Consider the following 21,985-nt stretch of genomic DNA (forward strand, 5'->3'; position numbering starts at 1 on the left):
TCACCGGCACCTACCGAGCCACAATGGCGCGCTTTCCCAGACTGAACTCGCGGGCGGCGGGGTTCATCTGATGTTCGGCCGTTTGCCGATGGGACGATTCGGGCAATGTGCATGGAACCACTTCAATGACGCTGGCCGTGTCCCTCTGTCCCTAGGATCTCCATGCCAACGTCGAGCACCACCACGCGGCGCCGATGGCTGACATCGTCGCTGTCCACGCTGATGGCGTCCGCCGTCGCGTTCGGTCTTCTCAGCACCGCGCCCGCGGCCACCGCCGTGGCGAGCGACGGCCCGCCGCTGACCGACGACGCGATCGAGCTGGTCGACCGCACCGAGCAGATCGGCCCCGGCATCACGCTGCGCGAGCTGACCTCCGTCACGCCGACCGGGTGGTACGACCAGCACATCCTCACCGCCGACCTCGCCAACCCGGCCGTCACCAGCGACCTGCTCGCCGGCGAGCACGTGACCGAGCGGGCGCCGACGTCGCGGATGGTGAACGAGGCCGGGGCGGTCGCCGGGGTCAACGGCGACTTCTTCGACATCAACAACTCCGGCGCCCCGCTCGGCGCGGAGGTGCGCGACGGCGAGCTGCTGAAGTCGTCGGACTTCGGCACCTGGTCGCACATCGGCGTCGGTCTGGACGGCGTCGGCCGCGCGGTCGACATGACGCTGGACGCGACCGCGACGTTCGGCGGCGCCGCGCATCCGGTCGTGTCGCTGAACGCCTCGAACACGATGTCCGGCTCGCCCGCGAACGCCATCGTCGCCTACACGTCGGCGTGGGGCAGCTACCGCCGCTCGATCGGCGTCACCGGCGCCACCGACGTCGCGTCCGTGCTGGTCCAGGACGACGTCGTCGTCTCCGTCGACGCCGCCACCGCGGGCGAAGGCGCGATCCCCGCGGGCGCGTTCGTCCTGGTCGGCCGCGAGGCCGGCGCGGCGGCGATCCGCACCCTCCGGCCGGGCGACGCGGTCACGCTGAGCTACGCCCTCAGCGACGAGATCGCCCGGCAGATGCGCTTCGTCATCGGCTCCAACCGCGAACTGGTCCGCGACGGCGTCGCCCGCCCGGACTCCGAGCTCGACAACGCCGTCCACCCGCGCACCGTCATCGGTTTCAAGGACGACGGCCGGACGATGCTGCTGGTCACCAACGACGGCCGGCAGTCGCCGGTCAACGGCATGACGATGCGCGAGCTGGCCCGGTTCATGGTCCGGCTGGGCGCCGAGACCGCGTGGAACCTCGACGGCGGCGGCTCCACGTCGATGGTGGCCCGCCCGCTCGGCGCGGACGAGGCGACGGTCCGCAACAGCCCGTCCGACGGCGCGGAGCGGCCCGACCCGAACGGCGTCGGCCTGTTCGTCGCGCCGGGCAACGGCAAGGCCAGGCAGCTGGTCATCACGCCGAGCGAAGAGGACGCCCGCGCGTTCCCCGGCCTGCACCGCACGCTCACCGCGAAGGCCGTCGACGACCACCTCACCCCGGTCGCGCTCGACCCCGCCGCGGTCCGCTGGCGCAGCAGCGGCGGCACGTTCGACGGATCCGTTCTCGCGGTGCCGGAGAGCCGGCGCGGCCACGTCGTCGTCCACGCCACCGCCGGGGCCGCCCAGGGCGTGCGCAGCATCGAACTGCTCGGCGAACTGGACGCGCTGGAGCTGTCCGCGAACCGCATCTCGATCGGCGACGCGCGCCCGGAGAACGCCGTCCGCGTCGACGTCACCGGCCGCGACGCGCAGGGCTTCGCCGCGCCCGTCGAGCTGATCGACCTCGACCTGAGCTACGACGCGTCGGTCGTCGACATCACCGCGTCCGGCACCGGCCTGCTGGTCACCCCGCTGGCCGCCGGCGGCACCGTCGTGGAACTGAGCGTCGCCGGGCACACGGTGAAACTGCCGGTGACCGTCGGCGTCCAGACCGTCCAGGTCTACGACTTCCAGGACGACGACGCCGCCAACGGCCGGTGGACCCGCAACGGCACCGCCGGCGTCCGGATGGACATCCTGGACGATCCCGAGGGCATCCGGCTCGAGTTCGGCGCCGCCCGCAACAAGGGCATCACCGCCGCGGGCAACCCGAGCCGCTGGGTGGAGATCCCCGGCCAGCCGCTGCGCGTGCGGCTCAAGCTCAAGTCCGACGTGGTCGTTCCGAGCGGCCTGACCTACGCGGGCTTCTGGGACGCCGCGGGCACCTCCATCGGCGTCTACGGCACCGGGCTGCAGCCGTCGGACGAGTGGCAGTACGCGACGTTCACCATCCCCTCGACGACGGTGTTCCCGATCCGGTTCAACTCGTTCCAGGGCATCAACACCGCCGTGGACCAGCAGGTGCCGGGCCGGTTCGTCATCGGCGGGCTGGAGGCGGACGTGCCGTCGCAGATCGAGCTGCCCGCGCGGGAGCCGCTGCGCGCCGACCCGCTGGTCTCGGCCGACGGGCAGCCGCAGGCGGGCGCCGACTGGACCTTCGCCACGCTGTCCGACGTGCAGTTCACCGCGTCGGCGCCGGACCTCACCCAGGTCGCCGTCGCCGCCCTGAACCGCATCCGGGCCGAGGAGCCGGACCTCGTCGTGCTCAACGGCGACATCGTCGACCGCGGCCTGCCGGAGGACGTCGCGCTGGCCCGCGAGACGCTCGAACAGGGCGGCTGCGACCTGATCGCCGTCGGCGAGGAGCCGCCGGCCGAGAGCACGCCGGACCACGACGCCGGCACCGTCCCCTGCTACTACGTGCCGGGCAACCACGAGTCGTACGGCGTGGGCAACACCCAGTCGACGCTGGACGCGTGGGAGGCGGAGTTCGGCCGGCCGTACCGGACCTTCGACCACAAGGGCACCCGGTTCATCCTGCTGAACAGCGCCCTGGGGAGCCTGCGCGGCTCGGACTGGGACCAGCTGCCGATGCTCGAGGAGGCACTGGCGAGCGCGGCCGGCGACGACGCCGTCAGCAACGTCATGGTCTTCGCCCACCACCCGGTCGACGACCCGGCGGAGACGAAGTCCAGCCAGCTCGGCGACCGCTTGGAGGTGCAGCTGATCGAGCGGCTGCTGGCCGGCTTCCGCTCCGAGAGCAACAAGGGCGCGGCCATGGTCGGCTCGCACGCGCAGATCGTCGACGTCCAGCGCCAGGAGGGCGTGCAGTACGTCGTCCACCCGTCGTCGGGCAAGTCGCCCTACGGCACCCCGGACCGCGGCGGCTTCACCGGCTGGGTCGAGTGGAGCGTCGACCGCGACACGTCGGGCGCCAACCGCTGGCTCAGCGCCGACGTGCGCGCGTTCGCCCAGGAGGTCGTCGTCGAGGCGCCGGAGACGGTCGAGGTGGGCCGCGCGGTGAGCGTCGGCGGGCACGTCGTCCAGCCGTCCGGCGTGCTGCCGGGCAGCCGGGTGGTGCCGCTGGCCTACCCGATGTCGGTGCACTGGTCCGGCGACGAGCGCCTGGCCGTCGGCTCCGGCGACGCGGCCATCCGGCGCGCCCGCTCCGAGGGCAGGGTGGCGATCCTGGACCCGGTGACGCGGCAGCTGACCGGCCTGCGTACCGGTGAGGTGACGCTCGAGGTCACCAACGACTCCATGCGGGCCTACACCGGCGACGAGTCGCTGGCCCCGGTGACCGGGCGGACGACGGTGCGGGTCGTGGCCGCCGCCGCTCCGGGCGCGCGGGTCGACGCGGACGCGCCGGTGTTCAGCACCGTGGCGTCCGGCACCGCCGTGCGGCAGGTGACCCTCACGAACAGCGGTGACCGGCCGCTCGTGGTCTCCGAGCTGTCCGTGACGGCGGGCGCGTTCACGCTGGCCGGCCCCTCGGCGTGCACGCGGGCGCCGGTCGCGCCAGGCGGGTCCTGCGAGGTGCCGGTCCGGTTCACGCCGTCCGCTCCCGGCACGACGGCGGCCGCGGACCTGGTGGCCGAGGCCAACGTCCCCGGCGGCACCGTCGAGGTCGCGCTGACCGGCGCGGCCGCCGCGGCCACGTCGGACGGCGACGCTCCCGGCCAGGACTGACCCGGATCCCGCGCGCTCCCCCAGGGGTCCTCCCGCTTCGCCAGGCATGCATGCCTCGCAGAGCGGGAGGACCCCTCCTCAACGTGATCAACTCCGGGGTGTGAGCTGGGGAGACGGAGAAATCTGAGAAATCTCCCATTCGGACGTATCTGAGGCGCTCCTCCGTGCTCTGTATCTGTGAACGCCGAGCTTGGCCACCAGGCGGCGTTCCGCGGACCAGGGACCTCCGGCCGTGTCGCGCACACCGAGGGGAGCAGCCATGACAGCGGCACGACGTCCGGCCGCACCCCACCAGCCCGTGCGCGGCGGCCTCGCTCCCCTGGAACCGTGGCGGGCTCTTTCGAGAAACCGCGTCGTCGAGATCCTCGCAGCCAGGCGACGCAGGCGTCCACGACGTCTGCTCGTACAACGTCTGTGAAGCCGGGGGGCTGCTGCGATGGTCGGCACAACGGGGGGTGACGGGTACGTGAGCAGGGCGTGGTTCGCCACGCCTGGGGGCGCGTGCCCGTCACTGACGGCGATCTACCTGCATCTATACTCTGGGCGGTGGCCGATCTGTCCCTCAGCGAGCTGGTCGAGGCGGCGTCCAGGGGCGACCAACTCGCCTGGGACCGCCTGGTCGACGACCATGCCTCGCTGGTGTGGGCGGTCGTCCGGAGTCACCGTCTGCACGGCGGCGACGCCGAGGACGCGTTCCAGAGCACTTGGCTGCGGCTGGTCGAGCACCTGGGCCGGTTGGCGCAGCCCGAGCGGCTGGCCGCCTGGCTCGTCACCACGGCGCGCCGCGAGTGTCTGCGGCTGCTGCGCCGCGTCGGCACCGAGCTGCCCGACGTCCATGTGGCGGACCGCGCCGAAGACGCCGCTACCCCAGATCCCGGTCCGGTCGAGGCGTTGCTCGCCCGCGAGGAGCAGGTCGCGGTCCTCCGCGCATTCCAGCGGCTGCGGCCTCGCTGCCAGGACCTGCTGCGTCTCACGGCGGCCGTGGCCGACCCGAGGTACGCCGACGTCGCCGCGGAGCTCGACATGCCGGTCGGCAGCGTCGGCCCGACCCGGCAGCGCTGCCTCGAGCACCTGCGCCGGCTCATCCACGAGGGCGACACCAGCGGAGCGGACACCGCCCGCGACACGAACGACACCGGCCCGGCCAGCGCCCACCCGCGCACGGGCCGGCGCTGAAGGGGGCATCCATGGCTGACGACGACCGCCTGGTCGACCAGCTGCGCGAGATCATCGAGGCGACCGACCCGCCGCCGCGGCGGCTGGTCGACATCGCCAAGGCGAGCCTGGTCTGGCGGACGGCCGACGCCGAGCTGGCCGAGCTGATCTCCGACTCCAGCACCGAGCCGGCCGCCGCCGTCCGCTCCGCCACCGAGGCGCCGCGGCTGCTGACGTTCACCTCCGGCGACACCGTCGTGGTCCTGGAGGTCACCCGCGAGGCCGGCGCGCACCGGGTCATGGGCCAGATCGTCGCCCCGGCACCGGCGACGGTCGAGGTGCGCCACGCCGACGGTGTCGTCACGGTCCCCACCGACGTCGACGGCCGGTTCCGCGCCGCACCGGTCGCGCCCGGCCCGATCTCGGTCAGCTGCCGGTTCGAGGACGACGCCCGCCCGGCCGTCGTCACCAGCTGGGTCAGCATCTGACATGAGCGACGGCGAGCCGGTGACGACCGGCCGGTCCGGCGCCACCGTCGTCCGCACCGCCGGCGCGTACCGCAAGGAGTCGGCCACCGACGACCTGCTCGGCGAGGCCGCCCGGCTCACGTGGCTGCGCGCGCAGGGCATCCCGGCCGCCGAGGTACTGGAGTGCGGGCGGGGCCTGCTGGTCACCGCCGAGGTGCCGGGCCGCCCGGCCGACGCCGGCTGGCCGCCGGACGCCCGTGACCGCGTCGTCGACGCACTGGCCGAGCTGACCCGCACCCTGCACGCCCTGCCCGTCGCCGGCTGCCCGTTCCGCCGCCGGCTGGCCGCGACGATACCCGCGGCGCTGGCCGCCGACGTCCACCTCGACGACCTCGACGACGACCGCCGCGGCTGGAGCCGCGACCGGCTGGTGTCCGAGCTGCTGGCCACCCGGCCGGTCGGCGAGGACCTCGTCGTCTGCCACGGCGATCTCACGACGCAGAACGTGCTGATCGACCCCGAGACGCTGACGGTGACGGGCCTCGTCGACGCCGGTCGGCTGGGCGTCGCCGACCGCTGGCTCGACCTCGCCATCGCCACCCGCGAGCTCACCGACGACCTGGGCGCCGACGCCGCCGCCCGCTACCTGCGCGGCTGCGGGGTCGAGCCCGACCCCGCCAAGCAGGCCTTCTACCGCCTGCTGGACGAGTTCTTCTGAGGCCTTCTGCTGTTTCGTTGCTCGCCTCTGACGGTTCGCCGGCGTACGTGCGCCGGTGCCACGTTCGTTGCGTCTGCGGCGTTCGCCGTCCCCCTGCTGCCCATTTCTCAGCCGCGCAACCGCGCCTCAAGCGAACCTGCATGGGCGCTTCGCGCCGACGAATGACCGCTTGGGCCCACGGCCGCGCGGTCTCAGAACTGGCAGCTATCAGGGGGACGGGGCGAGTCTGGGCACACCTCGGGCTCCACTGGCGTGGTCGCTGGGTCCGCCCGGCGACCGTGGCCCAGTTCGGCCGTTCTCGGCCGCTTCACTCCAGCGGTCGGCGACGTGAGCCTGTGGACGGCGATGATCATCCACGATCGCGTACGTCGCTAGGCGTTCTCCCACTCCACCAGGAATGCATGCCTGGTCCAGCGAACACAGTCCTGGGCAAGGCTCGGAACCACCGTCGAGTCCCGCCACGTGGACGCCCCCGGACCTGGACGAGGGCTTTTCGGCTCAGCCGGTCGCGAACGGCAGCGGCTCGGCGCCGGCCTCGGCGACCCGGGCGCTGGCGGCCGTCATGCGGCGGCGGTGGTGGTGCCGGCACAGCACCTCGTAGCCGACCACGCCGGCGCCGTCGGTGTCGCCGACGACCACCTGCTCGCCCTCGGTCACCATGATGCCGCCGACCGTGCGGGCGTTGTGCGTCGCGCGCCGGCCACACCAGCACAGCGCCTCGACCTGCAGTGTCTCGACCCGGTCGGCCAGCTCGACCAGCCGCGCGGAGCCCGGGAACAGCCGGGTGCGGAAGTCGGTGAGGATGCCGAACGCGTACACCGGGACGTCCAGCTCGTCGGCCATGCGACCGAGGTCGTCGACCTGCTCGGACGTGTAGAACTGCGCTTCGTCGGCGATGACGTAGTCGATGCGGGCGCCGGCCGCCAGCCGCTCGGCCACCAGCGCCCACAGCTGCGTCGCCGGCGCCACCTCGACGGCGTCGGCGGACAGGCCGAGACGGCTCGACACCGTCGCCTCACCGGCGCGGTCGTGCGAGGTCATCATCAGCCCGGCCAGCCCGCGGCGGCGGTGGTTGTAGTCGGTCTGCAGCGCCAGCGTCGACTTGCCGCAGTCCATGGTGCCGGTGAAGAAGGTCAGCTCCGCCACGCCGTTCTCAGGCCTCCCCGACCAGCAGCGGCACCATCAGTTCGTCGTCGCTCAGCGCCCCGTGCAGGCCGCGCAGCCGGGTCTCGACGGGGAACACGCTGCGCCGCTCGACCGCGCAGTCGCCGTGCACGCTGACGACGACGTCGCCGATGCGCTCGGCCACCCGCGACTCCACCGCCCCGAACCAGCCGGCCGCGACGGCCTCGGGCCGCGTCAGCACCGCGGCCCGCTCGCCCAGCACCGAGCGCCACGCGTCGGCGACATCGGGGACCGCGGCCTGCGACGCCGTGTACACGTGCCGGAACCGGGCCTCGCCGGCCACCAGCGCCACGCCCTCGCGCAGCGCCGGCACGTCGTCGACGTCGACCCGGCGCTCGGGGTCGACGTCGACCATGCCGTGGTCGGCGGTGACGACGAGGACGGTGCCGGCCGGCAGTTCGTCGTACAGCTGCTCGGCGAAGCGGTCGACCATGGCCAGCTGGTAGCGCCACGCGGCGGACCGCCAGCCGTGCTGGTGACCGGTGTAGTCGAGGTCGCCGTCGTAGACGTACACCAGCGACGGGGTGGCCCCGGAGGACCCCTCGACGGCCGCCGCGACCCGCTGCCCGTAGGTGTTGGCGGACCGGAACGGGCCGCCCATGGCCGCACGGGTCAGGCCGGTGTCGCGGAAGCTGCTCTGGCCGATGACGGTGGTGGCGACGCCCGCGCGGTCGGCGCGGTCGAACAGCGACGGGTACGGCTGGTACGTCAGCGGGTCCAGGGGTGGGTCCCACTTGAGCGCGTTGAAGATGCCGTCGCCGCCCGGTACCCGCGAGGTGTAGCCGACGATGCCGTGCTTGCCCGGCGGCAGGCCGGTGCCGAGGCTGGCCAGGCTGGTGGCCGTGGTGGTGGGCGTGCCGGCGGTGATGGCGCGCCCCGTCATCGACGTCAGGAACGGCGCCTGTGCCGGGTGGGCGCGCAGCAGGTTCCAGCCGAGCGCGTCGACCAGGAGGACGCAGAAGCGGCGGGCCGGCGGCAGGCCGAGGACGTCGATCTCGTCGGGGACCCCGAGGGCGGCCAGCACGGACGGCAGCAGGTCAGCGAGGGCGCCCTCGCCGTAACGCGGCAGCGGCACTGGTCACCGCACGCTGATGGTGGCGGCGGACAACGCGCGGGCGAACGTCAGCAGGTCGCGGACCCGGCCGACGCCGTCGCCGGCCTCGCTGACCCGCAGCGTGAAGTCGTCGGACGTCAGCGCGCCGGTGTAGCCGTGGTCGGCCTCGCAGTCGGGGTCGCCGCACGTGGCCGGCTCGAGGTCGATGCGGCTCATCGCGCCCCAGCCGACCGTCAGCACGACGTCGAGCGCCGGTGTGCCGGTGCGGTAGGCGGCCGGCGTGGTGACGGTGCGACTGACCACCACCGACGTGACGCGGTCCAGCGGCACCGCCTCGGTGGACGTGGTGGCGTACGGCACGTCGTGGGTGTCGTCGGAGGGGTACTCGTCGGTGTGCCCGACGATCAGCCTCGTCGGGGTGAGCACCAGCACGCTGACGTGCCGGCGCAGTTCGTCGCGGTCGAAGTGCGGCTCGTGGTGCACGACGTATGAGTCGACCGCCTCGCCGGCCAGCGAGGTCTCGAGCATGTCCGCGACGAGGTCGGGGTAGTAGCCGGCCTCTTGGATGGCCAGGCGAAGACCCTCACGCGTCCCTGTATCCGCCATCCCACCATCTTCCCACGCTCGTGGCCGTTGTCGTCACGGCAGCCGCCGGGTGTACCAGTCCTGACGCCCGGCCGGGGCCGCCACCCGGGCGGAGCCGTTGACGACCGTCAGGCCGGACTCGCCGGCGAGCACCGGGTCCAGCTCGACGGAGCCGACCTCCGGCACCTCGTCGACCAGCCGCGACATGCGGTGCACGAGGTCCTCGACCGCACCCAGGTCGGCCATGATGCCGCCGTGGTAGCCCATGAGCAAGGCGGCCGCCTTCACCTCCCGCACCATCTCCGCGGCGTCGCGGTCGGTGAGCGGCGGGATGCGGTAGGAGCGGTCCCCCAGCAGCTCCGACGCCACGCCGGACACCCCGAACGAGACCACCGGGCCGAACATCGGGTCCTCCCAGGCCCGGATCGACACCGGCACGCCGCCCGGCGCCATCGGCTGCACGACGAACCCGGCCTCGGCGGGGTCGAGCAGCGTCTGCGCCATGGTCGCCCAGGCGTCGCGCATCTCGTCGGCGGTGTCGATGTGGCGCCAGACGGCGGCGAGGTCGGGCCGGTGCCGCAGCCGCGGCGACGTCGCCTTCAGCACGACCTCGCCACCCAGCTCCCCCAGCGCCGCCAGCGCGGCGTCCAGCGTCAACGCCGGGATCATCGGCAGGAGGTCGACGCCGTAGGCGGCGAGCAGCTCGCGCAGTCGTGCGGGACCGAGCTCGACGCCGGCCTGCGGGTCGGTGCCCGGCGTGCTCAGCGCGCCGCGGGCCAGTTTGCGCGCGGCCGCGGCGTCGCAGCCGTCCAGGCGCGGGACCTTGCCGTGGCTGCGCCGGCGCCATTCGGCGTATGCGGTGGCGTGCCCGAGCGCCCGGGCCGCCTCCTCCGGCGACGCGTACGACGGCACCCCGGCCGCCCCGCGGACGCCGCGCTTGCCCTGGAAGGTCGTGACGACCGGCTTGCCGGCCGACGCCGCCACCTCGGCCAGTGCGGTGGCGACGTCGTCGCCGCCGGGACCGTCGACGGCCGGTGCGTAGACGACGAGGACGGAGCTGACGGCGGGCTCGTCGACGAACGTGCGCAGCGCCTTGCGGTAGTCGTCGGCGGTCGCGCCGGCCCCGAAGCCGAGCGGGTCGCCGTAGACGTCCAGCCCGGCGCTGACGGCGGCGTCGGCGGCCAGCAGGCACAGCGCGCCGGAGTTGCCCATGACGGCGACGGTGCGGCCGGTGGGCAGCGGCTGGAAGGCCAGCACCTGCGCGACGTCGAACATCTCCGGGATGGTGTCGACCAGGACGACGCCGGACTGCCGGAACATCGCGTCCAGCGCGTCGGCCGGCGCTTCGATCGGCCGGACGGTGTGCCCGAGCGGCACGCCCTGGGTGGACCGGCCGCTCTTCACCGCGACCACGGGCTTGACCTCGGCGACCGCGCGCGAGAGCCGGGAGAACTTGCGCGGGTTGCCCAGCGACTCCAGGTACAGCAGGACGACCTCGGTGGCGGGGTCGTCGCGCCAGTACTGCAGCAGGTCGTTGCCGGACACGTCGGCGCGGTTGCCGGCGGACACGAACGTCGACACGCCCAGGCCGCGGGCGGCGCCGTCGCCGAGGATGGCCGAGCCGAGCGCGCCGGACTGGGCGAAGAAGCCGACCCGGCCGGCCGGCGGCAGCGTGGTCGCCAGCGACGCGTTCAGCGAGTACGCGGGGTCGGTGTTGACGATGCCCAGGCAGTTCGGCCCGACGATGCGCATGCCGTGCGCCCGCGCCAGCCGCACCAGCTCGGCCTGCCGGGACCGGCCGACCGGCTCGCCCGTCTCGGCGAACCCGGACGACACGACGACCAGCCCGCGCACGCCCTTCGCCGCGCAGTCGAGGACCACCTCGGCGACGGCGTCGGCGGGGACGGCGACCAGCGCGAGGTCGATCTCGCCGGGGACGTCGCGGACGCTCTTGTAGGCCGGCAGCCCGGTGATGGCCGTCGCCTCGCGGTTGACCGCGTAGACCGGGCCGGTGAACCCGCCGAGCACCAGGTTGCGGACCAGCGTCTGCCCGATCTTCTCGCGCCATCGGCTGGCGCCGATGACCGCGACCGATCGCGGAGTCAGCAGCCGCTCGATCGAGCGCGCCTCGGCCCGGTGCTCGCGCGCGGCCATGACCTCCAGCGAGCTCCCGGTCGGCGCGATCTCGAACTCGACGTGCACGACGCCGTCCTCGTAGCTGTTGTCGACGGTGTAGCCGGCGTCGGCGAAGACGGTGATCATCTTGTGGTTCGCGGGCAGGATGTCGGCGACGAACCGGCGCACGCCGCGCTCGCGGGCCGCCTGTGCCAGGTGCTCCAGCAGCACGCTGCCCACACCGCGGCCCTGGTGCTCGTCCTCGACCAGGAACGACACCTCGGCGTCGGTGGCGCTGAGCCGCTCGTACCGGCCGACGGCGATCATGGCGTCGCCGATCAGCAGGATCAGCGCGACCCGGTCGCGGTGGTCGACGTTCGTGAACCGCTCGACGTCGCGGCTGGTCAGCTTCGGATAGGGGGCGAAGAAGCGGTAGTACTTGGACCGGTCGCTGACGCGTGCGTAGAACTCGACGAGCCGCTCGGCGTCGGCCGGCGTGATGGGCCGCAGATGCGCCGTCGCGCCGTCGGACAGCACGACGTCGGCCTCCCAGTGCGCGGGATAGACCGCCGCTTCCTCCACGGTCACCCAGGCTAGCGGCCGAGACGGCCGGAACCCGGCATATTCCGGGCGCCGGTAGGGTCCGGTGCCATGCGCTTCGGACTGGTCGGCACTGGACACTGGGCCCGGGTGGCCCACGCACCCGCGCTCGCGGCGACGGAGGACGTCACGTTCGCCGGCGTCTGGGGCCGCGACCCGGCCCGGACGGCCGCGCTCGCCGACGAGTTCGGCGTGCGGCCGTACAACTCGTTCGACGACCTGCTGGCCGACACCGACGCCGTCGAGTTCTCCGTGCCGCCGGACGTCCAGGCCGGGTACGCGACGGCGGCGGCCACGGCCGGGAAGCACCTGCTGCTGGAGAAGCCGATCGCGCTCGACGCCGCCGGCGGCCGCGCGCTGACCGACGCCGCCGCGGCAGCCGGGGTGGCCAGCGCCGTGTTCTTCACCCAGCTGTTCCGGCCCGAGGTGCGCGACTGGCTGGCCTCGTGCCGGGCCACCGCGGCCGAGCACCCGTGGGAGGGCGCGACGGCGCTGACGCTGGGCTCCGTGCAGCGCGAGCACGGCGCGTTCTCGACGCCGTGGCGGCTGGAGCGCGACGGCGGTCTCTGGGATCTCGGGCCGCACGCGCTGTCGATCCTGCTGAACGTCCTGGAGCCGGTCGAGACGGTCGCCGCCCACGAGGACCCGCTGGGCACCGTCCACCTCGTCCTGGGCCACCGCGGCGGCGCCTCCAGCACCGTCACCGTCTCGCAGAACGTCCCGGCGGCGGCCGGACTCTTCCACGCGCGCGCATGGGGCGGCGCCGGGCACGCCGTCCTCCCCGAGCCGCACACCCCGGTCGTCGAGGCGCTGAGCACGGCGATCACGGAGCTGACCGCCGCCGCGCGGCCCGGTGCGCCGGCACACCCGCACGGTCTGGAGTTCGGGGTGCGGGTCCTGGACGTCCTGGTCCGCGCACAGGACGACCTCGACCGCGTGCGACACAACGGACAAATGTCGCCGCGATGAACGCCGCAGACGCCGTCCACTCGTATCGTGTCGGCCAAGCGAACTCATGTCGACAAGAGGCCCCGAAATACGGGCTAAACCTTGACATGATCGTCATTTCCCGGAAAGAGTGCACGTCGTACGAAGTCTCCGAAAGGAGCAGGGGGGTATCTGACGCTTCGACTCGGTGTTGACAACTGAATCTCGCGCACAGAGCCTCTCCTCCTCGCGCGATCCGTCCCGGTCAAGGTCTGCGACCCGGCCGGCGCCGCGGCGAATCGCACGGGGGGAACGCGTCATTGACGCACCATCCGCAGGATCCGCAGAGAGGAGCGCACATGCGCTACCGCAAGATCGCCCTGACGGCTGCAGCCGCCGGTCTTATGGCCGTCGGTTTCGCCGCGCCGTCCCAGGCCGCGCTGACCACGTTCTGTGACGGCGTCGCAGCCGACGTCACGGTTCCCGGTGACCTCGTCGTGGCCGCCGGCAAGTCGTGCGAGCTGACCAACGTCGTCATCAACGGCAACGTGACCGTTCGTGCCGACGCGAACCTGCTGCTCGACGGCGCGACCGTCAACGGCAACGTCCGCGTCCTGGCGAACGGCTTCGCCGACGTCGTCGGTACCTCGGTCACCGGCACCACCGTCCTGACCGCGGCGTACGGCGCGTACACCGAGGACAGCACGCTCGGCAACAACGTCACCGCCACCGACTCCGGGTTCTTCTACTCGGTCGGCTCGGACCACGCCCGCAACGTCACCTCCACGAACGGTGAGACCTTCATCGAGAGTGGCTGGGTCACCCGGAACCTCGCGACCACCGGCGACACCCTGACCGACGTCTACGACACCGTCATCGAGGGCACCTACTCGGTGACCGGTGCCGAGCAGGGCGGCGTCCTGTGCCTGTCGGAGGTCGACGGCGACGCCACGTTCAGCGGCAACGGCGAGATCCTCCAGATCGGTGCGTCGGCCCCGCTGACCGGCTGTGGCTACAACGCGTTCGGCGGCAACCTGAGCATCACCGACAACAGCGCCGACGTGTACGTGTCCGACAACGTGGTCCGTGGCGACTTCAACGTCTCGGGCAACACGGGCACCGTCGTCGCCGAGAACAACCGCGTCCGCGGCGAGGACAACTCCGCGGCGGCTGCTTCGGCTCCGCTGGCTCGGTCGGCCACGCCGTCCGACGTGGCGGTGGACCGCAAGGCGCAGGCCAAGGCCGACGCCGAGGCTCGCTCCGACGTCGCGTCCGACGCGGCCGAGGCTGCTGGCCCCGCGTTCAGCTGAACCCGGCCCAGCCGTAGGTGACACACCGGCGGCGGGCGGCCTCCTTCGGGAGGTCGCCCGCCGTCGTCGTTCTTGCGCCGCTCTCAGGCGATTCTCACGTCGGACGGGCAGACTGAGAGCATGCGTGTACTAGTCGTCGACGACGATCCCGGCGTGCGCGAGTCGCTGCGCCGGTCGCTGGCGTTCAACGGCTACCAGGTCGAGCTGGCCGCCGACGGCGAGGACGCGCTGCGCGTCATCAGCGCCGAGCCGCCCGACGCCGTCGTCCTCGACATCATGATGCCGCGCCTCGACGGCCTCGCCACCTGCCGCGCGCTCCGCGCCGCCGGCAACGATCTGCCCATCCTCATGCTCACGGCGCGCGACGAGGTCTCCGACCGCGTGTCCGGGCTCGACGCCGGCGCCGACGACTACCTGCCCAAGCCGTTCGCCCTCGAGGAGCTGCTGGCCCGGCTGCGCGCGCTGCTGCGCCGTGCGGCGCCGGCCGCCGACCCCGCCGAGGGACGGCAGCTGCGCATGGGCGACCTCGTCCTCGATCCGGTCACTCGCGACGTCACCCGCGGCGGCCGCGCGATCCGGCTCACCCGCACGGAGTTCTCGCTGCTGGAACTGCTGCTCCGGCATCCGCGCCAGGTGCTCACCCGCGACCGCATCCTCGAGGAGGTGTGGGGCTACGACTTCCCGACGACGGCGAACTCGCTGGAGGTGTACGTCGGATACCTGCGCCGCAAGACCGAGGAGCAGGGCGAGCCGCGGCTCATCCACACCGTCCGCGGGGTCGGCTACGTCGCTCGCGAGGATCCGCCGTGACCAGCGACGCCGCCCGCCGCGTCCGGTCGCCGTCGAGGGTCCCGCCTCCGCCGCCCGGCGACACCGGGCGCGCTCCCGACCCGCCCCCTGACGACGCGTCCGACGGCTCCGGCGGCCGGTCCGCGCCCGGGTTCGCGTCGCGGCTGTCGCTGCGCACCAGGGTCGGCGCGCTGGCCGCACTGGGCGTCGGCCTCGCCGTCACGCTGACCGCCCTGGCGGCGTACCTCACGGTCTCGTCGCAGCTCCAGTCCTCGATCGACGAGGGCCTGCAGAACCGCGCGGAGCAGGCCGTCACGACGACGCTCGGCGACCCCGAGCAGCTGGCACGCGTTCCTTCCGCGGCGATCCTGGCCACGGACATCCGCATCGCCCTGCTGCGCGCCGACGGCACGGCGTTCGCCGCCGTGGGCGCCGACAGCGCGCCCCCGATGGGCGACCCCGAGCTCGAGGTCGCCCGCGGCGACAGCCCCGAAAGCGTCCGGACCACCGACCTCCGCGGCGACAGCTACCGCGTCGTCGCCGTGCCGGCCCAGCCGGGGTTCGCGCTGGTGCTCGGCCAGTCGACCGCGCAGACCGAGGAGCTCCTCGACCGCCTGCGGCTGGTGTCGTTCATCGCCGGCGGCGTGGGCATCGTGCTCGCCACGTGGGCGGGCCTGTCCATCGCACGGGCCGGGCTGCGCCCCGTCCGTCAGCTCACCCAGGCCGCCGAGCACGTCGCCGCCACCGGGCAGCTGGAGCCGATCGAGGTCACCGGCAGCGACGAGATCGCCCGCCTCGCGCACGCGTTCAACGCGATGCTGGCCGCGCTGAGCGAGGCCCGGCTGCGCCAGTCTCGGCTGGTCGCCGATGCGGGGCACGAGCTGCGCACGCCGCTGACGAGCATGCGCACCAACCTCGACCTGCTGGCGCAGAGCGAGGCCAGCGGCGGACTCGCCGCGGCCGACCGCACCCAGCTGATCGCCGACACCCGCGCCCAGGCCGTCGAGCTGTCCACGCTGGTCGGCGATCTCGTCGAGCTGTCCCGCGAGGACCCGCCGGCCGGGTCGCGCGAACAGGTCGACGTCGCCGACGTCGTCCGCGACGCACTCAGCCGGGTGCGCCGCCGGGCCCCGGGCGTCGCGTTCGCCGCCGACCTGCACAGCTGGTTCGTCCAGGGCGACGCCACCCAGCTCGGCCGCGCCGCGACGAACCTGCTCGACAACGCCGCCAAGTTCAGCCCGCCGCACGGCACCGTCACCGTCACGCTCCGCGAGGGCGTCCTGGACGTCTGCGACGAGGGCCCGGGCATCGCCGAGGTCGACCTCCCCCGCGTCTTCGACCGCTTCTACCGGTCGTCCGAGGCGCGCGGGCTGCCCGGCTCCGGGCTGGGGCTGGCCATCGTCAAGGCGGCGGCGGAACGGCACGGCGGCAGCGTCGAGGCCGGACGGGCCGGGTCGGGCGGCGCGCGCCTGACGATGCGGCTGCCGGGGGCTTCTTCGGCTGCTCTTGACTGACTCTCAGCCTGCTCTCAGAGACGACGGGCACCGTGGAGACATGGACGACGTGACCCGCAACTCCGGCGAGCCCGAGGGCTCGGCCAGCACCACGACGCTTCCGACCGCACCCGTTCCCCCGCCGCCCGGCGGAACCCCGGCCGGTACCGCGCCTGCCCAGGCACCCACCACCGAGTCGCCGCGCAGCGGCTGGTCCACGCCGCCGCTGTCCGGTCCCGGCGCCGCCGCCGGCGACCAGCCGACCGAGCCCACCGAGGCCGGCGCGGCCGGCTCCCCGCCGCCGCACGAGCCGCTGTCCGGTGAGGAGCGCAACCCCGAGCCCAAGCGCCGTCGTGCCCCGCTCGTGCTGGCCGGCGTCGCGCTCGGCGCGATCATCGGCGGCGCGGCCGGCGCCGGTGTCGCCGCGATCGTCAACGACGACAACGGCGGCAACGACTCCGGCGGCTCGGTGACCCGCAGCGACCTCAGCAACACCAGCGGCGACAGCAACAACCGGCAGACGTCCAACGCCGGCGGCGTCCAGGCCGTCGCTGCCGACGTCCTGCCCAGCGTGGTGTCCATCACCGTCGCGTCGCAGTTCGGGGAGGCGGGCGGCACCGGCGTCATCATCTCCTCCGACGGCGAGATCGTCACGAACAACCACGTCGTCGAGGGCGCGGGCCAGGGCGGCACCGTCCAGGTGACGTTCTCCGACGGCTCCACCGCGAACGCCACGGTGCTCGGCACCGACCCGCTCACCGACCTCGCCGTCATCAAGGCGGACGGAGTGTCCGGCCTGCAGGCGGCCGATCTCGGCAGCTCCGGCGACCTCGCGGTCGGCCAGCAGGTCGTCGCGATCGGCTCGCCGCTCGGCCTGGAGGGAACCGTCACCAGCGGCATCGTCTCCGCGCTGGACCGTCCGGTGGCGGCCGGCTCGGAGCAGCAGGGCAGCGTCAACTCCGTCATCGACGCCATCCAGACCGACGCCCCGATCAACCCCGGCAACTCGGGTGGGCCGCTGGTCAACATGGACGGCCAGGTCGTCGGCATCAACAGCGCGATCGCCACGTCCGGCCAGAGCAACGGCTCGATCGGCCTCGGCTTCTCGATCCCGATCGACCAGGCCAAGCCGATCATCCAGGAGCTGCGCGACGGCCAGACTCCCACGCACGCCCAGATCGGCGTCGGGGTCCAGGACGTGCAGGGCGGCGACGTCCACGGCGCCGAGATCGCCCAGGTCAACCCCGGCAGCGCCGGCGCCGACGCCGGGCTGCAGGACGGCGACGTCGTCACCCACGTCGGCGACCGCGTCATCACCGACGCCACCTCGCTGATCGCGGCCGTCCGGTCGCACCGTCCCGGCGACGAGATCAAGCTCACCTACGTCCGCGACGGCCAGGAGCACACCGCCACGGTGACCCTGGGCAGCGACGCCTCGAGCAGCTGAGCCACGCCGTCGTCCGGGCAGGACGCCCCTTCAGAACCTGGTGCGTGTTCTGGAGGGGCGTTCCTGTGTCCGCGGCGCGATGAGTGTGTCGGTGGGTGCGGGCAGACTGGGATCGTGCTGCTGAAGGATGTCGCCGACACCTCCGCCGCCGTCGCCGGGGTCTCCGGGCGGCTGGCGAAGATCGACCTGCTCGCCGGCTGCCTGCGCCGGGCCGCGCCCGGCGAGGCCGAGATCGTGGCCAGCTACCTCGCCGGCGAGCTGCGTCAGCGGCGCACCGGGCTGGGCTACGCCTCGCTGCGCGACCTGCCGGCTCCGGCCGAGTCGCCGTCGCTGCGGGTGGCCGAGGTCGACGCCGCGTTCGGCGCGCTCTCCGAACTGTCCGGCAAGGGGTCCACGGCCGCGCGGCGCGAGCGGTTCCGCGAGCTCCTGGCCCGCGCCACCACGCCCGAGCAGCGGCTGCTGGCCGGGCTCGTCTCGGGCGAGCTGCGCCAGGGCGCCCTCGACGGCGTCCTCACCGAGGCCGTGGCCCGGGCGTCCGAGGTGCCGGCCGCCGACGTGCGCCGCGCGGTCACCGTCGCGGGCGCGCTGGTGCCCGTCGCCGCCGCGGTGCTGGCGGCGGGCGGCGCCGGGCTGGCGCGGTTCCGGCTCACCGTCGGCTCGCCGCTGCGGCCCATGCTGGCCTCCCCCGCGCCCGACATCGCCGAGGCGCTCGAGCGCACCGGCGAGGCCGCCGTCGAGTGGAAGGTCGACGGCGTCCGGGTGCAGATCCACCGCCACGGCACCGACGTCGCCGTGTTCACCCGCACGCTCGACGACATCACCGGCAACGTGCCCGAACTCGTCGAGGCGGCGCTGGCGCTCCCCGTCCACTCCGTGGTGCTCGACGGCGAGACCATCGCGCTCGACCCCACCGGCCGCCCTCTCCCCTTCCAGCGCACCGCCTCGCGGGTCAGCAGCCGGGTCGACGTCGCGGCGGCCCGTGCCAAGGCGCCGCTCTCGCTCTTCGTCTTCGACGCCCTGCACATCGACGGCACCGACCTCATCGGCGCGCCCGGCACCGAACGCTGGGCCGCGCTCGCCGCCGTCGTGCCGGCGTCCGCCCGGGTCCCCCGCATCGTCACGTCCTCCCCCGCCGACGCCCAGGCCTTCTTCGACGACGCCATCGCCCAGGGCCACGAGGGCATCATCGTCAAGGGCCTCGATGTGCCGTACGAGGCGGGCCGCCGCGGCGCCGGGTGGCTGAAGGTGAAGCCGCGGCACACACTGGACCTCGCCGTCCTCGCGGCCGAGTGGGGTCACGGGCGGCGCCAGGGTTGGCTGTCCAACCTGCACCTGGGGGCGCTCGATCCCGCCGGCGCCTACGGTCCGGCCGGCGGCTGGGTGATGCTCGGCAAGACGTTCAAGGGGCTCACCGACAAGATGCTCACCTGGCAGACGGCCGAGCTGCTGTCGTTGGCTGATGGCCCCACCGATGGCTGGGTCGTCCCGGTGCGGCCGGAGTTGCTGGTCGAGGTGGCGTTCGACGGCGTGCAGACGTCGCCGCGATATCCGGCCGGGGTCGCGCTCCGATTCGCCCGGGTGCTGCGGCACCGTCCCGACAAACCCGCCGCCGAGGCCGACACCATCGACGCCGTGCTGGCCATCCGCGGCCCGGTCCCCACCTAGCCGCCACTGGCCCGTAAATGATCACGTTCAGCATGCCTCCTCCCGCTTCAAGAGGCATGCAGGCCTGGTGCAGCGGTAAGTCGCCGTGTGGGGCCCAAGGTGGCCGACGGATGGCGACTGCCCACGTCACCTCCGTGATCAACCGCGATCATGGCTCCGCCAGGCGTTCTCCCGCTGCACCAGGCATGCACACCCGGTGAAGCGGCAGAACGCCTGGTGACGTAGGGGGATCGTTGACGATCATCGGTGTCTACGGCACCGAACGGCGGGCCGCAGCCGGACCCGCTCCATGAGGGCGCGGCGGCGCGGGTCGAGCGGTCGTCGCCGGCGCGAAGCGCCCCTGCAGTCCGCTCGAGGCGCACCTCGGCGCCCTCGACTCTCGAACAGCGGGGCGCCGAACTCTCCGGCCTACGGCCGAAGACCGGCGAGCCGGCTCAGCGACCGCCGCTGATGCCCCGGTGCGCCTGAGCGAGCCGCTCCATGCCGTCGGCCAGCACCTCGACGCCGGTGTGGTCCGACGACCGCAGCAGCAGGCCGGCAGCCTCCCACAGCGCCGTCTGCACCGCGTTGGCCGTCTGGTCGTCGGCGGCAGCGGTCGCGGCGGTCTCGAGGCCGGTCGTCGCGTCGACGAGGCGGGACCAGGAGGTGGGGGCGTAGCGGCCGGTGACGACGCGAACCCGCTCGCCCTCCTTGAGGACGGCGTCGCGTTCGCGGTCGAAGAGGTACTGGCCGAGCGCCGCGCCGCCCACACCGCCGCCGGCCAGGCCGACGAGGAAACCGAGGATGGCGCCGATGGGGCCGAGCCCGAGCACCAACGCCAGCACCACCAGCAGCACCGCACCGACCGCCGCGCCGACGATGGCCGGCACGAGCTGGTGGCGGCGCAGCCCGACGCCGACCGCCTGGAACATCGGCGCCGGCTGCGACAGGACGTCGGCGACGCGGTCACGCAGGGGCTGGTCGTTGAGCCCGGGCCGCAGCACCGCGAACGTCTCGGGGACCGCCTGACCGGACGTGGCCGCATGCGAGGGCCGGCCCGACGTCCATCGGACCGCGCCCCAGGGGCGCTTCTCGACGATGTTGGGCAGCCATGACCCACGTTTGGCGTGCAGCCGATCGACGATCTCCTGCTGCTGCTCCCAGGCCTGCGACCACTCCCACTCCTTCATGGCGCTCAGCGGGTGCGGTCGGCTCATCGCGATCTCTCTCCATCATGATCGTTCACCAGGGTGGATGCTGCCCGTCCCCCGAACGAGACTGTTCGAAGCCTACCCAACCGGCGACCAAGATCATGGGGTCCATCCGGACATAAATGTCTGATCTTGCCCACTCCGGCTCCCCCACACGCATGGGGCCGTCCACCGGGCCGTTACGGTGTGAGTGTGTACCGGTTCCTGCTGACGCCCCGCTGGCTGCTGTTGCACGTCGTCGCGGTCGCGGCGGTGGCGGGCTGCCTGGTGCTGGGCTGGTGGCAGGCCGACGTCTACCAGGACAGCAGCGGACGGCACGAGCTGCGCGACCGCGAGCCGGTCGCCATCACCGAGCTGGCCTCGCCCGGCGCCGAACTGGGCGACGGCGCCGACCGGCAGGTCGTCGCCACCGGGAGCTATCTGGCCGGCCAGCAGCAGCTCCTTCCCGGCCGGGTGCACGACGGCACGCTCGGGTCGTTCGTCGTCACGCCACTGCGCACCGACGACGGCATGGTCGTGCCGGTGCTGCGCGGCTGGGTCGACGACCCCGAGGAGGCCGGCACCGCCGTCCCGTCCGGCGAGGTCACCATCACCGGCTATCTGCTGGCGCCCGAGACGCCCGACCACGCGACCGTCCGCACCGGGCAGCAGCTCGAGGACGGCCGCATGGCCTACATCGCGCCGGACCAGCTGGCCCAGCGCGCCGGCGTGAGCGAGGCGACGGCGCTGCACGGCTATCTGCTGCTGCGCGAGGAGTCGCCGGAACCGGCCGCCGCGCCGGCGGTGCTCGACGTCGACACCGTCGACCCGATCCGCGACGTCAGCCCGTGGCAGAACCTCTCCTACTGGGCGCAGTGGTGGGTGTTCGCGCTGGCCGCGGTGGTGTTCTGGGTGAGCATCGTCCGCAACGGCGTCCGCACCCGCCGTCAGGCCGACACCCCGGCCGAGGAGCAGGCCGAGCAGTCCGACGACGACGTCAGCGCACCCGCTCCGTCTCACGCGCCTTCCTGACCACGAACCGCTCGGCGACGAACGACGCGAACGGCACCGTGCCGGCCAGCGCGACCAGGATCGCCCAGCTGGCCTTCCAGCCGCGCTGGTGCACCAGGAACCCGGTGGCGATCAGGTAGATGACGTACAGCCAGCCGTGGATCGGTGAGACCGTGCGGCTCATGGTGGCGTCGCCCGGCGGGCCGTAGCGAACGAACATCGCCACGCACAGCAGGAGCAGCACGACACCGGTGAGGTAGGCCATGACGCGGTAGAAGGGCAGAGCATCTCGACGCACG

17 protein-coding genes are annotated in these 21,985 nt (G+C 73.4%); 11 read left to right on the forward strand and 6 right to left on the reverse strand.

All coding sequences use genetic code 11. From position 1 onward, the window contains the following. Positions 1 to 162 precede the first annotated feature (162 nt). From DZA62_RS24180 to DZA62_RS24195, 4 genes are all read left to right on the forward strand, one after another. Positions 163 to 3,996 (forward strand): phosphodiester glycosidase family protein, encoded by a 3,834-nt coding sequence (locus DZA62_RS24180; protein ID WP_116951505.1) that lies wholly within the window; start codon positions 163 to 165, stop codon positions 3,994 to 3,996. Positions 3,997 to 4,542: 546 nt separating this feature from the next. Continuing rightward, on the forward strand, positions 4,543 to 5,172 hold the full coding sequence (locus DZA62_RS24185) for an RNA polymerase sigma factor (RefSeq protein WP_198664125.1): 630 nt from the start codon (positions 4,543 to 4,545) through the stop codon (positions 5,170 to 5,172). 11 nt (positions 5,173 to 5,183) lie between these two features. After that, positions 5,184 to 5,639 carry a hypothetical protein gene (locus DZA62_RS24190; RefSeq protein WP_116951506.1) on the forward strand — a complete coding sequence of 152 codons (456 nt, stop codon included), beginning with the start codon at positions 5,184 to 5,186 and terminating at the stop codon, positions 5,637 to 5,639. A 1-nt stretch (position 5,640) separates the two neighbouring features. Further along, positions 5,641 to 6,336, forward strand: a complete 696-nt coding sequence (locus DZA62_RS24195; protein ID WP_116951507.1) for an APH(3') family aminoglycoside O-phosphotransferase — start codon at positions 5,641 to 5,643, stop codon at positions 6,334 to 6,336. Positions 6,337 to 6,834: 498 nt separating this feature from the next. Here the strand turns inward: DZA62_RS24195 and DZA62_RS24200 are convergent, their stop codons facing one another. Genes DZA62_RS24200 through DZA62_RS24215 form a run of 4 tightly spaced genes read right to left on the reverse strand, consistent with a single transcriptional unit; the run spans position 6,835 to position 11,863 of the window. Next, the gene (locus tag DZA62_RS24200) at positions 6,835 to 7,482 is read right to left on the reverse strand and encodes a thymidine kinase (protein WP_116951508.1); all 648 of its coding nucleotides are present in this window, start codon (positions 7,480 to 7,482) and stop codon (positions 6,835 to 6,837) included. Positions 7,483 to 7,489: 7 nt separating this feature from the next. Next, positions 7,490 to 8,596, reverse strand: a complete 1,107-nt coding sequence (locus DZA62_RS24205) for an alkaline phosphatase family protein (protein ID WP_116951509.1) — start codon at positions 8,594 to 8,596, stop codon at positions 7,490 to 7,492. A gap of 3 nt (positions 8,597 to 8,599) precedes the next feature. Further along, on the reverse strand, positions 8,600 to 9,181 hold the full coding sequence (locus tag DZA62_RS24210) for a DUF5998 family protein (RefSeq protein WP_116951510.1): 582 nt from the start codon (positions 9,179 to 9,181) through the stop codon (positions 8,600 to 8,602). A gap of 33 nt (positions 9,182 to 9,214) precedes the next feature. After that, positions 9,215 to 11,863 (reverse strand): bifunctional acetate--CoA ligase family protein/GNAT family N-acetyltransferase, encoded by a 2,649-nt coding sequence (locus DZA62_RS24215; protein ID WP_116951511.1) that lies wholly within the window; start codon positions 11,861 to 11,863, stop codon positions 9,215 to 9,217. A 63-nt stretch (positions 11,864 to 11,926) separates the two neighbouring features. Here DZA62_RS24215 and DZA62_RS24220 point away from each other — a divergent pair, with 63 nt between their 5' ends. From DZA62_RS24220 to DZA62_RS24245, 6 genes are all read left to right on the forward strand, one after another. Next, positions 11,927 to 12,844 carry a Gfo/Idh/MocA family protein gene (locus DZA62_RS24220; protein ID WP_116951512.1) on the forward strand — a complete coding sequence of 306 codons (918 nt, stop codon included), beginning with the start codon at positions 11,927 to 11,929 and terminating at the stop codon, positions 12,842 to 12,844. 317 nt (positions 12,845 to 13,161) lie between these two features. Then, complete coding sequence (locus DZA62_RS24225) at positions 13,162 to 14,112, forward strand: hypothetical protein (protein ID WP_157987873.1); 951 nt, start codon at positions 13,162 to 13,164, stop codon at positions 14,110 to 14,112. Positions 14,113 to 14,232: 120 nt separating this feature from the next. Further along, on the forward strand, positions 14,233 to 14,922 hold the full coding sequence (locus tag DZA62_RS24230; protein WP_116951514.1) for a response regulator transcription factor: 690 nt from the start codon (positions 14,233 to 14,235) through the stop codon (positions 14,920 to 14,922). Beyond that, positions 14,919 to 16,415 (forward strand): HAMP domain-containing sensor histidine kinase, encoded by a 1,497-nt coding sequence (locus tag DZA62_RS24235; RefSeq protein WP_198664127.1) that lies wholly within the window; start codon positions 14,919 to 14,921, stop codon positions 16,413 to 16,415. The genes DZA62_RS24230 and DZA62_RS24235 overlap by 4 nt, the downstream gene beginning before the upstream one ends. Before the next feature lie 40 nt (positions 16,416 to 16,455). Further along, the gene (locus DZA62_RS24240; protein ID WP_198664128.1) at positions 16,456 to 17,841 is read left to right on the forward strand and encodes a S1C family serine protease; all 1,386 of its coding nucleotides are present in this window, start codon (positions 16,456 to 16,458) and stop codon (positions 17,839 to 17,841) included. A 114-nt stretch (positions 17,842 to 17,955) separates the two neighbouring features. Further along, on the forward strand, positions 17,956 to 19,506 hold the full coding sequence (locus DZA62_RS24245) for an ATP-dependent DNA ligase (RefSeq protein ID WP_116951515.1): 1,551 nt from the start codon (positions 17,956 to 17,958) through the stop codon (positions 19,504 to 19,506). Positions 19,507 to 19,940: 434 nt separating this feature from the next. On the opposite strand, the gene DZA62_RS24250 is transcribed toward DZA62_RS24245, so the two are convergent. Continuing rightward, a complete protein-coding gene (locus DZA62_RS24250) occupies positions 19,941 to 20,702 on the reverse strand; it encodes a hypothetical protein (RefSeq protein ID WP_116951516.1) in 762 nt (253 codons plus the stop codon). Positions 20,703 to 20,888: 186 nt separating this feature from the next. Here DZA62_RS24250 and DZA62_RS24255 point away from each other — a divergent pair, with 186 nt between their 5' ends. After that, the gene (locus tag DZA62_RS24255) at positions 20,889 to 21,707 is read left to right on the forward strand and encodes an SURF1 family protein (RefSeq protein WP_157987874.1); all 819 of its coding nucleotides are present in this window, start codon (positions 20,889 to 20,891) and stop codon (positions 21,705 to 21,707) included. Here the strand turns inward: DZA62_RS24255 and DZA62_RS24260 are convergent. Further along, positions 21,673 to 21,984 (reverse strand): DUF3817 domain-containing protein, encoded by a 312-nt coding sequence (locus DZA62_RS24260; RefSeq protein ID WP_198664129.1) that lies wholly within the window; start codon positions 21,982 to 21,984, stop codon positions 21,673 to 21,675. The two genes, DZA62_RS24255 and DZA62_RS24260, sit on opposite strands and share 35 nt — an antisense overlap. Position 21,985: the final 1 nt, after the last annotated feature.

The sequence above is a fragment of the Jiangella endophytica genome (assembly GCF_003427025.1).
Classification (GTDB): domain Bacteria; phylum Actinomycetota; class Actinomycetes; order Jiangellales; family Jiangellaceae; genus Jiangella; species Jiangella endophytica.

Coding starts and splice junctions, on each gene's coding strand:
- DZA62_RS24225 (WP_157987873.1), top strand. CDS start 13,162: ATGCGCTACCGCAAGATCGCCCTGACGGCTGCAGCCGCCGGTCTTATG.
- DZA62_RS24180 (WP_116951505.1), top strand. CDS start 163: ATGCCAACGTCGAGCACCACCACGCGGCGCCGATGGCTGACATCGTCG.
- DZA62_RS24250 (WP_116951516.1), bottom strand. CDS start 20,702: ATGAGCCGACCGCACCCGCTGAGCGCCATGAAGGAGTGGGAGTGGTCG.
- DZA62_RS24220 (WP_116951512.1), top strand. CDS start 11,927: ATGCGCTTCGGACTGGTCGGCACTGGACACTGGGCCCGGGTGGCCCAC.
- DZA62_RS24195 (WP_116951507.1), top strand. CDS start 5,641: ATGAGCGACGGCGAGCCGGTGACGACCGGCCGGTCCGGCGCCACCGTC.
- DZA62_RS24240 (WP_198664128.1), top strand. CDS start 16,456: ATGGACGACGTGACCCGCAACTCCGGCGAGCCCGAGGGCTCGGCCAGC.
- DZA62_RS24190 (WP_116951506.1), top strand. CDS start 5,184: ATGGCTGACGACGACCGCCTGGTCGACCAGCTGCGCGAGATCATCGAG.
- DZA62_RS24210 (WP_116951510.1), bottom strand. CDS start 9,181: ATGGCGGATACAGGGACGCGTGAGGGTCTTCGCCTGGCCATCCAAGAG.
- DZA62_RS24230 (WP_116951514.1), top strand. CDS start 14,233: ATGCGTGTACTAGTCGTCGACGACGATCCCGGCGTGCGCGAGTCGCTG.